This is a genomic window from Bradyrhizobium sp. Arg237L, assembly GCF_029990105.1.
Taxonomy (GTDB): Bacteria; Pseudomonadota; Alphaproteobacteria; order Rhizobiales; family Xanthobacteraceae; genus Bradyrhizobium.
On record NZ_JAQMIL010000083.1, the window covers coordinates 1 to 12,397 of the forward strand.

A 12,397-nucleotide genomic window follows, 5' to 3' on the forward strand; every position below is an offset into this window, starting at 1 on the left:
AACAAGCCGGAGCTCGTGGTGGTGGTCGAAAGCCCGGTCAGCGAGCAGCGCATGCGCGACATGTTCGAGACCGTGGATAGCGTGCTGCGCACGCATCCGGAGGTCGGCGAGTACAATCAGAAGATTTGAGATGGCGGCGCCCGAAGAGCTGAGCGCTTCGCTCGCCGCAAACAACACTGTCATCACCCCCGAACGCGGGTGATCCAGTACGCGGCGGCCTTTCAATCGAAAACGAACGCCTCTGCAATACTGGATCGCCCGGTCAAGCCGGGCGATGACAGTGGAGTGACAACTTACGCGGCCGCTCCGATGCAATCGGCCATTACCTATCGGAGCGGCGCCGGCAACAGTCTTGGTCTGGCTAGGGTTAACAACAGCGTCAAATTCTCTCCGATCGACCTTGACAGGGCAGCTTCTATCCCGCTGTCTACCCCTCACATCGCACGTTTGCTTTCAACAGCTCTAGATTGTAGTGACTGTCTGCGCCGCGGACAGCTCCTTGAGAACCCAATCTAGCGGAGAAATGACGATGATCCTTGTGACCGGCGGGGCCGGCTATATCGGCTCGCATGCTTGTGTGGCCTTGCTGGCTGCGGGTGAAGATGTCGTCGTATTCGATAATTTCTCCAACAGCAGTCCGATTGCCCTGCAGCGCGTGCAGCAGATTTGCGGCAAATCGCTGATTGCCGTTGAAGGCGACATTCGCGACGAACGCGCGATCGAGCAGGTGTTGACGCAATACAACTGCACGGCGGTCATGCATTTTGCCGGGCTGAAATCCGTTCAGGACTCCGTTGCGGAGCCGCTCGAATATTACGATCAGAACGTCATCGGATCGCACCGGCTGCTGCGCGCGATGCAACGGTCGGGCGTCAAGACCATGGTGTTCAGTTCATCGGCCACCGTCTATGGCACCCCGAAATTTCTGCCCTATACCGAAGACCATCCCCTCAATCCCGTGAACCCCTATGGGCGCACCAAGCTCATCATCGAGGACATGCTCCGCGACCAATATGTCAGTGACCCAAGCTGGGGGATCGCCATATTGCGCTATTTCAATCCAGTCGGCGCACACGAGAGTGGACTGATCGGCGAGGATCCCCGCGGCGTCCCCAATAACCTGGTCCCCTTCGTGGCTCAGGTTGCAATCGGACGACGCGAGCGACTGAACATATGGGGCGCCGACTACGACACGCCTGATGGAACAGGCGTTCGCGACTATATCCATGTCATGGACCTCGCGCTCGGACACCTGTCCGCACTGAAGGCATTGGACAGTCCGAAATGCTTCTCGGTAAATCTCGGAACCGGTACCGGCAGCAGCGTGCTCGAAGTCGTTCGCGCGTTCGAAAAGGCGTGCGGCAGCACCATACCCTATGACATCAAATCGCGTCGCCCGGGCGATATCGATGCCTACTACGCCGCCACCGAAACCGCATCCCGGCTGATGGGATGGACAGCGGCCAGATCGCTCGAGGCGATGTGCGCGGATCATTGGCGCTGGCAGAGCAACAACCCCAATGGATATTGCTGATCGTGACGACTGAAGGCGCCGCTGCGCACGGCGATATCCCGCCTCGCGCGCAGGCCATGATCAAGAATGGTTGCCGATTCTCATTGCGCGCAGCGCCGCCTTTTCAGGCAGAGCCCTGCACAACGTGGTGCCTTTTACCAAGGGACACGCTTCCCGATTAATCCTATTGGTCCATCGCACAACATGATCCGCCGGAAATGTCTATTCTGGCGGAATTATTGCGTTATGTAACGGCGCTGAAATCTCTGTTTGGGGGCTTTATGACGAAGAAGCGGGCTTTGATTACCGGCGTTACCGGTCAGGACGGCGCCTATCTGGCAGAACTGCTTTTGCAAAAGGGATATGAGGTCCACGGCATCAAGCGTCGGGCTTCGCTTTTCAACACCGATCGAATTGACCACATCTATCTCGATCCCCACGAGGCCAATCCGCCATTCCGTTTGCATTATGGCGACCTCACGGACTCTTCGAGTCTGGTCCGTATCGTCGGGCAAGTGCAGCCGGACGAGATCTATAATCTCGCGGCGCAGAGCCACGTGGCCGTTTCATTCGAGGAGCCGGAATACACCGCAAATTCCGACGCCCTGGGCACGCTGCGCCTGCTCGAAGCCATCCGCATTGTCGGCCTGGAGAACAAGACACGCTTCTACCAGGCCTCGACTTCCGAATTGTACGGACTTGTGCAGGAAATCCCGCAGAAGGAGACGACGCCTTTTTACCCCCGCTCGCCCTACGCCGTCGCCAAGCTCTATGCGTACTGGATCACGGTCAACTACCGTGAAGCGTATGGAATGTACGCCTGCAACGGCATCCTGTTCAATCACGAGTCCCCGGTCCGCGGCGAGACATTCGTGACGCGCAAGATCACGCGGGCGCTGGCGCGCATCCATCTCGGGCTGCAGGACCGCCTCTACCTCGGCAACATGGACGCGCTGCGCGACTGGGGGCATGCGCGCGACTATGTCGAGATGCAGTGGATGATGCTGCAGCAGGACAAGCCGGAAGACTTCGTGATCGCCACCGGCAAGCAGTATTCAGTGAGGGATTTCGTCAACCACGCCGCGGCCGAGATCGGAATCAAGGTCCGATGGGAAGGCAGCGGGGTTCGCGAGAAAGGCTATGACGACGCGACTGGCAAATGCATCGTTTCGGTCGACCCCCGCTATTTCCGGCCGTCGGAAGTCGCGACCCTGCTCGGCGACCCCTCCAAGGCAAAGCAGAAGCTCGGCTGGGAGCCGAAGACCTCGTTCGAGGTGCTGGTCAAGGAAATGATGCAGGAAGATCTTGAATCGGCCAAGCGGGACGAACTGATCAAGCAGCACGGCTTCCGCTACTACGCGCGGCACGAGTAGGGAAAGGGCCGCTGAACGGGGACCGCTTGCGGCGATTGATTGCTCGAGCGCATTGGTCATCCAACCGCTCGAGCGTCTGACCGCCTTATTTGCCCGTCACGCGCACCTGCTCCTTGACGGGAAGCAACAGCGCTTCCGGCTGGAGCCGTGTCCCACCGCTGCTCTGCGGCCTGGTGCTATCATCATCGATGGAGAGCATCTCCCTCAGCCACTGATGGATGATGCTTTCCCTGTCCCAACGTTCGAGCGCGCGCGTCCTGCCCTGCTTGCCCAGGACATTTCGAAGCGGCTCATCTTCGCCGAGCGTTCGGACAGCCTCGGCCAGCGCATTCGCATCGCCCGGCGGAACGACCAAACCGGCGCCTTCCACTTCATCGGCCAGCCCAGTGCCAGATCCCGCCATAGCGATCACCGGCCGACCGGACGAGAAGATGGCTCCGAGCTTGGAAGGCAGCACCAGATCTGCCGCCTCTGCTCGCTGCGGGATCAGGTGAATATCCGCGCTCGCCATCAACGCGGCAAAACGATCGTTGGGCTGCACCCCGAGGAAATGGATGTTGCCGCGCCCCTGTGACATCTCCAGGAGCTTGGGCTTGTGAGGTCCCTCTCCGGCGAGAATGAAATGAACGTTGGGGTGACTTTCCTCGATAACGGAGGCCGCCTCGACGACGAGGTCCAGCCCCTGCTTGTTCGACATCGTTCCCGAGTAGAGGGCGACGACGTCGTCTTCTCCAATCTTGAGCTCAGTCCGGAAATTGACCGTTGCGGGACCCGGAGTGATTGCGTCGGTGTCGATCCAGTTTCGGACCTCCCTCACCTTCTCCTGCGGAATTCCCTTCTCTTTGAGACGTCGCAACATCTGCGGTGAGATTGTGGAGACGCGGTCGAAGGATTTCAGGATTCTCGCTTCCGCGCGCAGCATCAGCCGACGGAGCCTTTGGTCCTGCAAAAGACCGAGGTCAAAGGCCGCGTCCACCTCAAAGTCCTGCACATGAAGCCAGGACTTCGCCCCGGTCAGGCGCGCGGCGACGGCGACGAGGGCCGCTGATGTCAGCGACGGAGCCACCGAAAGCATGATGTCGGGTCGCCACGAGAGCGCCGTCCGCACCAGAGGGATCGCACTCGCCAGCGCAAACGACGCATGGTGAACGAGCCGCTTGGCCCCTGACGGACGAGCGGGCACGTAGATTGGCGTACGGATCACCTGCACGCCATTCAGCTTTCTCGACCGGAAGTACCAGGATCTGAAGCCCCGAGGAATTCGCCACGCTGGATAATAAGGCGGTGCGGTGATCACTCGGACGTCGTGGCCTTCGGCCACGAGACTTTCGCAGAGCTCAGTGTTGTATTTCGCGACACCGACAAGATCGGGCGCGTAGTTGATGCCCACCAGAAGTATGCGCATTAAATGCAGACCAAATCAAAGATGTTAAGTTTCTTAGTTTTTAGGCGAGATACCGCACTCTTGTTCAGTTTGACGCGTTTGGACTAAGCGCGAGGTTGCGGCCGTATCCCCGGAGAAAATCGGCGTAGGCCGCGGCGAGGCCGGCACGCATCGAAATCTGCGGGCGCCAACCGAGTTCGCGGATACGCGAGCTATCAAGAAGCTTGCGCGGGGTGCCGTCGGGCCTGCTGATGTCGAAGACGAATTCGCCCCGATAGCCGACGACCTCGGCGACCAGAGCCGCGAAGTCGGCGATCGAGAGTTCGTCACCGCTGCCGACATTGATCGGCATGTCCTGCGAGTACCGCTTCAGAAGGAAGGCGCAGGCATCCGCCAGATCATCGACGTTGAGGAATTCGCGGAGTGGCGTTCCGGTGCCCCATACGGTAACCGTCGGCGCTCCCGCGAGCTTGGCTTCATGAAAGCGGCGGATCAACGCCGCCGGAACGTGGCTGTGGTCCGGGTGATAGTTGTCGCCCTTGCCATAGAGATTGGTCGGCATGGCCGAGATGAAGTCGTCGCCGTATTGACGGCGATACGCCTGGCACATTTTCAGCCCGGCGATCTTGGCGATCGCGTACCACTCGTTGGTGGGCTCAAGCGGGCCCGTCAGCAGTTGGTCCTCGCTGATCGGCTGCTCTGCGTGCTTGGGATAGATGCAGGAAGAGCCCAGGAACAACAGGCGCTGAACCCCGATCGCGTGACTGGCACGGACCACGTTCAATTCGACCGAGAGATTGTCGCAGAGAAAATCGACCGGGAAATTGTTGTTGGCGCCGATACCACCGACTTTTGCGGCGGCGTGCACCACGACTTCAGGCCGGTTTGCCTCGAACCAGCGAAGCGTCGGCTCTTCCTTGGCGAGATCGAGCGTGCTTCGGTCGGCCGTCAGGACCGTGCAACTCTCGGTTGAAAGGCGACGTACGATCGCTGAGCCGACCATACCTCGGTGTCCTGCAACAAAGATTCGCTTACCTGCAAGATCGTAATGAAAGGGCGCCATCATGCGCCCCCTTCCGCGTGCCCCGCGCGGAAAAACAGACAATCAAAAGTCATTTCAAAAAAAGCCCACTACGCACTGCGCGCTTGCAGCCCCAAGCGCGGGAACTTGCTAACACAAGCTTCACCATTAGACAGCCCCGTGCCCAACGTCACCATAGTTCATGGTGAATGCAGAGAGCCGCACAAACTTGTGGCAACACACGGCGCAAGAAGGCAGCAGCGATTTAGCTATTGCGCCGGTGAAGCAGCTTCGTGCGGTGATCTAGTAGGCGCGCCGAAGGACTGTTGTGCCGGGATTCACGCAGACACGATCCCAATACCATCCGTACGGCGTTTCAACGCGGACGCGTGGACAACGACGCCACGGCACATAGCCGTAAGGATAAGGTTGCCCCCAGAAGGTAACGGCCTGCACGCCATTGTCTGCTCGAAGCATGGCTGCCGTTGCCGGCATCTGAACGGCGGCCGTCGCCGAACTTGCCATCATGGCAACGCCAAACGTCAACCCAATAACCCCAGCGAATGTCTTGAGCATCAAAACCCCCTAGCCCCAACAGCGCATCCCAAGGCCCCGCCGTTGCTGGCAGTCATAGGGACGCGAGAAATCACGGAAATAAAGCCCCAATGGCGTTAGCTTTATCAATGCCAGGAAGCGAGCGCAACTTGACCATGACGATCTGCGCGCTTCTGTGGTTTATCGGCATCGGTCAGGGGTTGCCGGGCCACGCCCCTGGGCCTTCGAGATCGGGCGAACGGCGGTAGACGTCGCGGACGAATCCGTAATTTACCGCTTGCGATAGCGGTACCGTCTCCTCCCCCAGCTTTGCGAACATCAAAATGTCACGCAACGTTCGCCAGCGGCTTTCGTCATATTCGGCGATTCGCATCCCTGTCGGCGAGACGAGGTCGCGCTGCTGCTGAAGGTCGAAGGTAACGCGCTCTGCCCGCAGGCGAGCGGGATCGAATCCCACGATCAGCGGCACGCTCCGTGCATAATCACCATAGGCGAGCTGCCAACCGCGGATGATGGCTCGCAGGGCCTGGCCGACGATGGAGGGGCGATCGTGGACGAGATCGGAGCTGGCAAAGTAGACTTGGCCCGGCACGTGGATCGCGTATTCCTGCGGCCTGATCATGTTGAGGCGGGGCATGGCGGCGTCGGAGGGCATTGGCCGCGCGCCGATGTCGGTGATGATGGCGTCGACCTCGCCTGCGCGCAGCGCCTCCAGATTGTCGCGGTCGGCGACCTTGGTGATCTGGCTTCGCGGCAGGCCGAGCTGCGCCATCATGGCGTCGAAGATCACCTCGCCCTCGCCTCCCCTGAGGACACCGACCCGCTTGCCGACGAGGTCGGCGGGACGCCGCAGCCCGGAGCTCTCGAGGGTGAGGATCACGACGGAGGTGTCGAGGAAGCTGGCGGCGAATGCCGTGACGGGCACGCCGCGCCAGGCCGCCAGCAGGAACTTCTGCCCGGTTGTCACACCGATGGCATGCTCGCGTGCGACCATCTCGACAAAATCCGCGGTGGCCTTCTCCGCGACCGTGATCGTATGACCATCCTGGGCGAACAATCCCTGCTGCTTGGCAAGCATCTCGCCGGCGAAGCGCGCACCGAAGCGGCCGTCGAGGAAGATCGTTGTCTCATTGCGCGCAGGCGCCGGCTTCCGCGCAGGAGCAACGTCGTCGCGTTTGAACGCCAGATAGGCGGCACTGAGGACGACGAGCGCAGCGACCGCCAGCCAGGCCTGGCGATATCTGCGTCGCGCGGCCTTGCGCGGGCGTCTGGACGTCCTGCTCAATGGGAAACTCCGCGAGATTTTCGCAACGCGCGCACGGGTGAGATGCAAATGGGATACAATGCCAGCATATTGAGTAAGGTTACCGTTCGGTATCCCTTGTTTTCGTTTACGTTTGGATTGATACGCTGAGGCCCGGCTGAGCAAGTATTTTCATCGATTTTGTTTTGGCTGGCGGATACTTTTTTCATGACGATATTGGCGACGCGTCCGGCCTCCCTACCCACGGGGGGCCCACCTCTCCAGCCGGCACAAGTTAACGGCCAGCTTCCGGAATGGTCCGGGCGGAGCTGGCTGCGGCCCGCGCTGGTGGAATGGCTGGTGACGCTGGCGGATGGGCTGTTGATCTTCGTCTGCGGTGTCGGCTGCACGGTAGCATATCACCTTTCCATGCAATCGACGCTCGGCAAGACCGACATCTACGCTGCCGCCAGCCTCATGGTGGCGATCAATTTCGGGCTGCTGGTGACGGTGCAGAAGGGTTACGAGCTGACGGCGATCACCGATCTGCCGCGGCAGCTTCGGATCACGCTGACGACCTGGACCGGCGTGTTTGCCGCGCTGCTTGCGATCGCCTTCACGATGAAGGTGAGCGAGGAGTTTTCCCGCGGCACCACGATCTCGTTCTACCTGGTCGGGCTGATCGCGCTGTCGCTCTGGAAGACGGTGGCGGCGCGCTGGACGCGGCGGGCGCTGCGCGAAGGCGCGTTTGCCAACAGCCGCGTGGTCGTGATCGCCGAGCAGGGGCTGCAGGCGACCTCGGCGGCGATGCTGGAACTGTGCCAGCACGGCTATCGGCTGATGCGCGTGTTCGAGATCCGCTCGAGCGAGCTCGCCTCGCCGCTCCTGATGTCGTCGATCGGCCCGCGCTTCGACGAACTCGTCGCCTACGCGCGCGAGCAGCGGATCGAGCATGTGTTCCTGCTGATGAACTGGAGCCGCCAGCACGCCATCGACAGCCTGCTGGACGGGCTGAAGATCCTGCCGATCCCGGTGCACCTGGTGCCCGACGCCAACGTCTCGCGCTTCCTGAAATACCCGCAGGTGCACAGCGGCAGCGCCTGGACGGCGGAGCTGCGCCGGGCGCCCTTGAGCTGGAAGGAGCGTGCGGTCAAGCGCGCGCTCGACTTGGCTGGGGCCTCGCTCGCTTTGATCGTGTTCGCGCCGATCATGCTGTTCACCGCGCTCTTGATCAAATGCACCTCGCGAGGTCCGGTGTTCTTCCGCCAGACCCGCAACGGCTTCGGCGGCCGGGCGTTCCGCATCTTCAAATTCCGCACCATGCGCGTGCTGGAGGACGGCCCGACGATCCGGCAGGCGACGAAGAACGACCCGCGCGTGACGCCGATCGGCAAATGGCTGCGCCGGACCTCGATCGACGAGCTGCCGCAGCTCTTCAACGTGCTGAAGGGCGACATGTCCCTGGTCGGCCCCCGCCCCCACGCCGCCGCCCACAACTCCGAATACGAGCAGATCATCGGCAACTACGCCTTCCGCCACCACGTGAAGCCGGGCATCACGGGATGGGCGCAGGTGAACGGGTATCGGGGGGAGACGAGGACGGTGGGGATGATGGAAAAGCGGGTGGAATATGATCTGTGGTATATCAATAATTGGACGGTGTGGTTGGATCTGCGGATCCTGCTGGGGACGCTAATGGTTACATTTACACGGCCGACAGCCCACTAACGAGCTAAGCGGGATGGGATCAGGTCTGAACCGGGCGCTTTCGCGACCGTCCAATCAAAATGTCGAAAACAACCCCATGCAAAGTAGCAATCACGCCTTCCGGCATCACGTGAAGCCGGGCATCAGCGGCTGGGCCCGGGTTAATGGTTACCGCGGGGAGACCCGCGGGCTCAAGCTAATGCAGAAGCGCGTGGAGTTTGACGTGTGGTATATTAATAATTGGAGCTTGTGGTTGGATGTGAAGATACTGATGCGGACTGCAATGATCGCCTTTGCCCACCACGCAGCCTATTGATCACCCGCCGACTTCCCGCCGCGTTTTCCTGATGAATCTTTTTCTGATCCGAATCCGGAAACTCCTGCATGCGCTCGGGTCCCCGTTAGGGAGACGAGCCCTAAGGCTTGGCGTGGCTGCAAGCATCGAACACAGCTCATCCCTCGGCGCAGTTGATTACAAGACTATTGTTGACGTCGGCGCGAACGTTGGACAGTTCGCACTGTTCGCACGCGAACGCTACCCGACCGCAACGATCTTCAGCTTTGAACCACTTGAGGATTGCTGGGGCGTTTTCAGCCGCATCTTCGAAGGCGATAAGCATCTGCAACTCCATCGCTGTGGTATCGGTCCCTCGAACGAAGACGCTGCCATCAACGTCACGAACGAGAACGATTCCTCTTCGATCCTTGCGCCAGCTCCTACACAAGTCGAAGTTTTCGGAACAGCAGTCCATACAACGAAGAAGGTGGAGTTGCGACGGCTCGCGTCCGTTTTGGATAGCGGGCAGATCGCCGCTCCGGCGCTGCTCAAAATAGACGTTCAAGGCTTCGAATTGGACGTATTGAGAGGATGCGAGGAATTGCTGACGTGCTTCGATTCGATCTATGTCGAAGCCTCTTATGTCGAACTTTATCAAACGCAAGCGCTCGCTGGCGACGTGATCGAATTCCTGCGGGCGCGAGGATTCGCGCTTCGCGGTGTGTTCAACCAGCATCTGGATAGATCCAGAGGCCCACTACAAGCCGATTTCCTGTTCAAGCAGGCGCACAAATCGTGATTGGTCAGGCTTCCTACGTCGTGGCGATTGGCCAACTCCCGCCACCTGTAACCGGGCTGTCCTACATAACTTCGCGCATGATCGATGTAATTAAAGAGACCCACCCGGTCCAGACCGCGAATACCGCCGCCGAGCCTGGGCTGAAGGGACTATCAAAGCACACCCGTAGAGTCCTTCGAGTCCTTGCTGGAGGGATTTTGCTCATAAGACATTGCTTCAGGCCTAATCGCCTCTGCTACCTCGTCTGTGAAGGCGACTGGGGGCTGATTTACATAATCTTCCTTGTAGCTCTGGCTCGCGTTTGCGGCTATCCAACACTATTACACCATCACAGCTTTGCCTATATCGACCACCCAAGGAAGTTGATCCGCGCTCTCCTGCGCGCCGGCGGCCCCAGTCTTTCGCATGTATTCTTGTGTACCCTCATGAGCACGAAATTTGCTTCAGCTTATGGTATCCAACCCCGAGCATGTGTCGTTTCAAACTCAGCTTTCGTTTCCCCTGAAGCTGAGTTCGAGGTTCCGGCCGGACCGCTAACAATTGGACTCCTAAGTAATCTGACCAAAGAGAAGGGCCTCCACACTTTTCTCGAGCTGGTACGAATACTTCGGGCGGACGGTTTTCCAGCAAGAGCCATTCTGGCAGGACCAGTTGAAAGTGACCTGGATCGCAATCTTGTCGATGCCGCATCGGACGATATGAACGAGATTCTCGAGTATCGCGGACCCCTGTATGGCTCTTCGAAAGAGACGTTTTATCGCGATATCGATGTGTTCGTATTTCCAACGGAATACTCGCACGAGGCCGAGCCGACGGTGGTGTTTGAAGCGCTAGCGGCGGGTGCACTCCTCATCGCATTTGACCGGGGCTGCATAACCAGTCAGGTTGGAACGAACGGGCTTGTCCTTCCAGCTGGTGCGAACTTCATCGAGAATTCGGTTGAGTATCTTCGAGAAGCAGCGCACCAGCTCACGCCCCTCCGCAACGAACGGTGTTCACGGATCGAGGCATACCGCAATCTTCATTCATCCAGCTCTGTCGTAGTCAGGCGACTATTTCGCGAGTTGGCCGGATAAGAGCGATGGCCGGCGTCGAAGCTTCGTGTCAAACGGCGACTTTACTTAGCCAGCTGCCTTCCTAGTACGAGGCAGCGCACCTGCTGCACGATGATCCTGCCGCGTTCGCACAAGCATTGGCTCGCGCTGGAGCCTCACTCCCCCGACAATGATCAAAATAGCCGCGGCGATCATCGAGAACGCCCAAAAGTACACTACGGTTACTCCTCCGTCTCTCAAGATAGTCTTGAAGTAAATGAGGAATATCCAGAAGAAAGCGAACACGAGCGGGCTCGTCGTCCTTACCGCTGTGTCGTAGAGACGACTTTGAACGACTCCTAGAACAAACATCATTGGAATGAGCGAAATAAATCCATAGACCATATAAACGTCGACGTACAAAGTCGTCGTCATCGACGTAAAATTCCCATATTCATTGAGATTTACAATCGATGTGAATACTGGCTTATCTGGCCAAAGCTGTCGCGGGATTGGCCAATATAATAGTCGAAGATATTGAGTGCCGTACGAGTAGCCAGCTCGTTCGTCTACCACCATCGCAGCAACCGTTGCACTGTCGAACTCTACTACGTCCATCGAGCTCTTGCTGCCGCGATCTGCCACATACGAGGTCCAGATCGACGAAATATCGGCATCCCCGAGCACAACTCGACGTACGACGTATCGATCATGCCCGACGATGTCGAACAACAACGCAGCGAACAATACTCCAGCGACGATCAAAGCGCCTGGATATCTCCTTCGCGCCTCGATCAGCGACACAAAAAATACGCTAACGAGAACGACGACGAACGAAAGGCGCTGCGCGCCGATATACGCTCGAAGGGCCACAAATGCGGCTATAAAGAGGATGGAAAGCGTTCTTATAGACCCCTTGCATAGATACAGCACGATGCAAATAATGGGAAGAAATTCGGCCAACGCCAACGTGTAACCGGATATGCCAACGAGACGCTGTCCTCCCTCCGCGTCCCTCGTGACTTGGAACGCATTGACCGACTGGAGTCCTGCCTCGCCATAGGCACGATAAGTTCCGTAAAGTCCGGCTACGCCGAGCACGAGCACGGCGGCGTAGAATGCGAAAGGTCGCAGCACAACGAAACGGACGGGAGAGAATGCCGGAATGAGGTTCTTGGTACGCTTCGCAAACGTAAAGCCAAGGAATGCCGCGATGAGAGCGACGTTCGCAATCGCCGTTACGCGGATAATATCTTCGGCAGTCGGAGTGATTCCGACGCGCAGCCAGATGAACGATTTCCCATCAATGTAGATCAAGAATGGTCGAACAATGAATCCCACAAAGTGGTAGAGCAGGTAAACTACGAATGGATGATAGATAGGAGCCTGCCAGACCCTCACAACAACAAAGCCAATCGCGAACCACACCAGCAAATTGAACAAGGCCGCATATATCAACGGCGTGTCTACGAGATTCTCTACCATGCTAGC

The 12,397-nt window shown here is 58.8% G+C and carries 11 protein-coding genes; 6 read left to right on the forward strand and 5 right to left on the reverse strand.

Annotated features, from left to right (window positions below; genetic code table 11):
* Positions 1-523: 523 nt before the first annotated feature.
* Positions 524-1,534: a UDP-glucose 4-epimerase GalE gene (galE, locus tag OZ411_RS35850; RefSeq protein WP_282531721.1), complete on the forward strand. Its 1,011-nt coding sequence runs from the start codon at positions 524-526 to the stop codon at positions 1,532-1,534.
* A 260-nt stretch (positions 1,535-1,794) separates the two neighbouring features.
* Positions 1,795-2,886 carry a GDP-mannose 4,6-dehydratase gene (gene gmd, locus OZ411_RS35855; protein ID WP_282531722.1) on the forward strand — a complete coding sequence of 364 codons (1,092 nt, stop codon included), beginning with the start codon at positions 1,795-1,797 and terminating at the stop codon, positions 2,884-2,886.
* Between the two features lie 85 nt (positions 2,887-2,971).
* On the opposite strand, the gene OZ411_RS35860 is transcribed toward gmd, so the two are convergent.
* The 4 genes from OZ411_RS35860 to OZ411_RS35875 form a co-directional block, all read right to left on the reverse strand.
* On the reverse strand, positions 2,972-4,291 hold the full coding sequence (locus OZ411_RS35860) for a WcaI family glycosyltransferase (protein ID WP_282531723.1): 1,320 nt from the start codon (positions 4,289-4,291) through the stop codon (positions 2,972-2,974).
* Between the two features lie 64 nt (positions 4,292-4,355).
* Positions 4,356-5,333: a GDP-L-fucose synthase gene (locus tag OZ411_RS35865; protein WP_282531755.1), complete on the reverse strand. Its 978-nt coding sequence runs from the start codon at positions 5,331-5,333 to the stop codon at positions 4,356-4,358.
* Between the two features lie 261 nt (positions 5,334-5,594).
* A complete protein-coding gene (locus OZ411_RS35870) occupies positions 5,595-5,867 on the reverse strand; it encodes a hypothetical protein (RefSeq protein ID WP_282531724.1) in 273 nt (90 codons plus the stop codon).
* 172 nt (positions 5,868-6,039) lie between these two features.
* Positions 6,040-7,131 (reverse strand): ABC transporter substrate-binding protein, encoded by a 1,092-nt coding sequence (locus OZ411_RS35875; RefSeq protein ID WP_282531725.1) that lies wholly within the window; start codon positions 7,129-7,131, stop codon positions 6,040-6,042.
* Between the two features lie 186 nt (positions 7,132-7,317).
* Here OZ411_RS35875 and OZ411_RS35880 point away from each other — a divergent pair, with 186 nt between their 5' ends.
* The 4 genes from OZ411_RS35880 (at position 7,318) to OZ411_RS35895 (ending at position 10,948) form a co-directional block, all read left to right on the forward strand.
* Positions 7,318-8,817 (forward strand): undecaprenyl-phosphate glucose phosphotransferase, encoded by a 1,500-nt coding sequence (locus OZ411_RS35880; protein WP_282531726.1) that lies wholly within the window; start codon positions 7,318-7,320, stop codon positions 8,815-8,817.
* A 13-nt stretch (positions 8,818-8,830) separates the two neighbouring features.
* The gene (locus tag OZ411_RS35885) at positions 8,831-9,112 is read left to right on the forward strand and encodes a sugar transferase (RefSeq protein ID WP_282531727.1); all 282 of its coding nucleotides are present in this window, start codon (positions 8,831-8,833) and stop codon (positions 9,110-9,112) included.
* A 112-nt stretch (positions 9,113-9,224) separates the two neighbouring features.
* A complete protein-coding gene (locus OZ411_RS35890; protein ID WP_282531728.1) occupies positions 9,225-9,872 on the forward strand; it encodes an FkbM family methyltransferase in 648 nt (215 codons plus the stop codon).
* A 425-nt stretch (positions 9,873-10,297) separates the two neighbouring features.
* Positions 10,298-10,948, forward strand: coding sequence for a glycosyltransferase (locus OZ411_RS35895; protein ID WP_282531729.1), 651 nt, complete (start codon positions 10,298-10,300; stop codon positions 10,946-10,948).
* 45 nt (positions 10,949-10,993) lie between these two features.
* On the opposite strand, the gene OZ411_RS35900 is transcribed toward OZ411_RS35895, so the two are convergent.
* A complete protein-coding gene (locus OZ411_RS35900) occupies positions 10,994-12,391 on the reverse strand; it encodes a hypothetical protein (protein ID WP_282531730.1) in 1,398 nt (465 codons plus the stop codon).
* Positions 12,392-12,397: the final 6 nt, after the last annotated feature.